Genomic DNA, 2,601 nt, shown 5'->3' with positions numbered 1-2,601 from the left:
AATTTTATCAATTGTAACTTTTATTGGAAATTTAGATAACATATTTATTGAGAATGCATTTGCTAAATAATTTTTATTCATTTTTCTTCACCTTCAACAGGTTTAACTTGTAATCTTCTCATTTCTTTTACAACTTTTACAACTTCTAAAGCTTTTTGAAATACTTCAGATTTTCTAACTTCTTCTTTATCTTCTGTTGCTAAAGCCATAGTTAGATCATCTAGAGCTAAATACAATTTAGCTGTTAATTCCGTATTTAAATTTGATTTTTTCCTTGTTTCTGACATCTTGAGACAAAGTATAAACTATGACAGTTTTATATTTTTTGTAATGAATAGCTACTAATGGTTGACAATTACAGAAATCGAAAATTTCACAAAATTTGAAAAGTTTTTCAATTTGAAATTTCTTAATAGTTATTAAATCTTTTGAAGTTGACTTTACTTCAATTGGATAAATTGTATTGTCTTTTGTCGCTATAAGATCTGGAATTGCTTGTTTTCCAGTTCCAGAAGTTGGAATTCTTAACGCTTTAAATCCATTTTGTTCAAGAATTTCTAAAGTTTTATATTCATAATACTTACCAGATTGCCTAATGTTCATTTTCTATCACTTATTTAGATATTTTACATAAACTTCATGTTTTGTCCTACTAGTTTGTCCTACTAATTTAAATCCAGCTTTCTTGTATAAAGCGTTACTATGATCTGGTAGTCCTAAAGTCCATAGAACTTCAAAACCGTCATTCTTCAATTTCTCAGATAAATCATTTAGAAAATTCACTAAATGATCTCCTGGAGCAGTTTTTGTAACTCTTCTAATAAAATAAGATCTGTCGTTTGGAATATTATATTGTTGTGCAATAAAACGGAATGGTGTATTATCGTGTAACCAAGCTACTGCTACAATATATTTCTTGTCTTCTTCTTTTTGAAGATATATAAAATATCTACTATTTCTTCCAGCTCCACCGCCTTTTACCATTCCCTGAATATGATAATAGTCAATTAACATTCTTACTAATTTTATTAATTCTTTATTTTTTACTTCTTCAACTTCATATTTTGGATTCATTTATTAACTCAATAATGTATGACATTTATATACATTATGCAATTTGTAAGTTTATTTTTCTAGTTGAGGTATATAAATTGATAGTTATGGGAAAAAGGAAAGGTCAAAGAAATATTTCAGCTATGAAATATCACTTGTATAATAAAATATTGAATAGAAAATCTTTTCCCGCATTTTCTGTAATGTTTGACGCTGGAGTTTCTTCAGTTTTGCCGACTCCATTAGAGAATATTCAAATTCCTCCAGGAATAAATACAAATTATGGAATTGCATATGCTTCAATTGTTTCTTCTTTACTTTCTGCATTAAATAATCTAGCAAGTTCAACTTTTAATCCTAATTTTAATTCTCAAACATTTCTTAATTTAGGTCAATCTGCAAATTTTGGTACTTCAAATGGAATAAGTTTATTAAATAATTATACTAGTTTATATGATAATTATGTACAATTATGTTCAGTTTTGTATCAACCGGCAGTTTTTGATGAAACTTATTTTGATTTATCTGTATATCAGCCGGCATTAGCTACAGAATATCAAAATCAATCTTGTCAGAAAATTGAACAATCTTTTTCTAGTTTAACTACTGCAAATGTCAGTGTTGATGTTACAACTTTAGGAATTGGTAGTACAAATATTCCAAATGTAGATAACTATATATATAATAATATTGCAGATACTGGTATTTCAGATTTGTTAAATGCTTTAAATATCAATTTTAATCAACTTCCAGATTTTGCCAAATTCATAATTGCATTTATTCCAGACTTAAATAGTATAATTAATAGTGGTTTTGCTTTAGATGTCGGTTGGTTAGATAGATGTGTTTTAGCTCCAGAAACTCAAGATGGAATTCAATTACAAAATGGTATGATTTTACAATATTTTGCAGATGTTTTTGGAATGATTTTAGATTATACTCCTCTTGATTTTGCCGTATTAATGCCTGATTTTAATCCAGAAAATGTAACTCAAGATGACCTAATAGCAATTCTATCCGCAGATAAAACTGTAATTTCGATATTTGGAAATCTATTCAAAATGCATTTATATGATCCTTCTCCAGGCGGTACAAATATAGCTTATAGTTCAGAAATTGAAAACTATGCAGTTACATATGAGCAATTTTTACAAGTTCAAAAAATTGTCAATAAGAAATATGCAAATATTTGGTACGCGAAAATGGTAGCAAGTGCTACTATAGAAATTGCAAGATATCCTTACCAACAAAATTACAGTTATACATCTGGAAAAAGAACATTATCATATCAAGAATTTTTGAATTATTGGAAAACTAAGTGGAAATTTTATGGCATTTCAGATCAAGATTTGCAATTTGCACAACAATTAGGAGAACAATTACAAGGACAGGCAAAAATTGAGAATCAGATAAAATTAGCTCAAAAATCTGCAAAAACGAAACAATATAAGCCAATTTTCCATTATAAAAACTTTCAAAATATTGCAGTCAGATAACACAAAATCTAAACACTATATACATTATATAATATATATGTATTATGCTACT

General features: G+C 27.3%; 4 protein-coding genes. 1 reads left to right on the top strand and 3 read right to left on the bottom strand.

The window, feature by feature from the left end; all coding sequences use genetic code 11:
* Nucleotides 1–77 precede the first annotated feature (77 nt).
* From ACFP1Z_RS33565 to ACFP1Z_RS33555, 3 genes are read right to left on the bottom strand one after another with little or no spacing between them, the layout of a single operon-like run.
* Entirely contained in the window at nt 78–209 is a 132-nt protein-coding gene (locus ACFP1Z_RS33565) for a hypothetical protein (RefSeq protein ID WP_275944883.1), read from the bottom strand.
* A gap of 28 nt (nt 210–237) precedes the next feature.
* A complete protein-coding gene (locus ACFP1Z_RS33560) occupies nt 238–603 on the bottom strand; it encodes a PDDEXK family nuclease (RefSeq protein WP_198968536.1) in 366 nt (121 codons plus the stop codon).
* 6 nt (nt 604–609) lie between these two features.
* Nucleotides 610–1,074, bottom strand: coding sequence for a hypothetical protein (locus ACFP1Z_RS33555; protein ID WP_198968535.1), 465 nt, complete (start codon nt 1,072–1,074; stop codon nt 610–612).
* 86 nt (nt 1,075–1,160) lie between these two features.
* Between ACFP1Z_RS33555 and ACFP1Z_RS33550 the strand changes: the two genes are divergently transcribed.
* A complete protein-coding gene (locus ACFP1Z_RS33550) occupies nt 1,161–2,549 on the top strand; it encodes a hypothetical protein (protein WP_344332992.1) in 1,389 nt (462 codons plus the stop codon).
* Nucleotides 2,550–2,601: the final 52 nt, after the last annotated feature.

Origin of the sequence: Streptomyces gamaensis (assembly GCF_042656465.1) — a bacterium.
Classification (GTDB): Bacteria; Actinomycetota; Actinomycetes; order Streptomycetales; family Streptomycetaceae; genus Streptomyces; species Streptomyces gamaensis.
Note: the sequence above shows the minus strand (reverse complement) of the source record. Positions and strands in the feature narration are given on the sequence as shown.